This window comes from Actinoallomurus acaciae (assembly GCF_042429965.1).
GTDB lineage: Bacteria > Actinomycetota > Actinomycetes > Streptosporangiales > Streptosporangiaceae > Actinoallomurus > Actinoallomurus acaciae.
Genome location: NZ_JBHLZP010001155.1, coordinates 1,411 through 1,714, shown reverse-complemented (window position 1 = coordinate 1,714; position 304 = coordinate 1,411). Strand labels below are relative to the sequence as shown.

The window sequence follows — 304 nt, the reverse complement described above, 5'->3', positions numbered from 1 at the left end:
GTCGGGGGGCGCCGGGCCGGCGGCATCGGGGACCGCCGACCCGGCCGTGGCGGCCCGGTGCCGTGGGGGCGTACGGCGCCGGCGCCGGGAGGACAGGAAAGGGCGGATGGCGCGGGGTGCCGCCAGGAAACGGATGGGGGGAATCATCCGCCGGCGTCGTTTCGCCGTCACGACCCTCATCGGCCCTCCTCGAATCGCACACGATGACTCGGGCGGACCCGCCCAGGACTCATCACATGGTGTTGCGATTTCGTTACTGTGAGTACCCGTGGTTGATGAGGACGTAAACCCAGGTCAAGCAAGA

Annotated in this window: 1 protein-coding gene; it reads right to left on the bottom strand. The window is 69.4% G+C overall.

Features of this window, described 5'->3' with window-relative positions; translation table 11 throughout:
- Positions 1-180: hypothetical protein (locus tag ACFFNX_RS51285; RefSeq protein ID WP_378213793.1), on the bottom strand; the 180-nt coding region annotated here is incomplete at its 3' end.
- Positions 181-304: the final 124 nt, after the last annotated feature.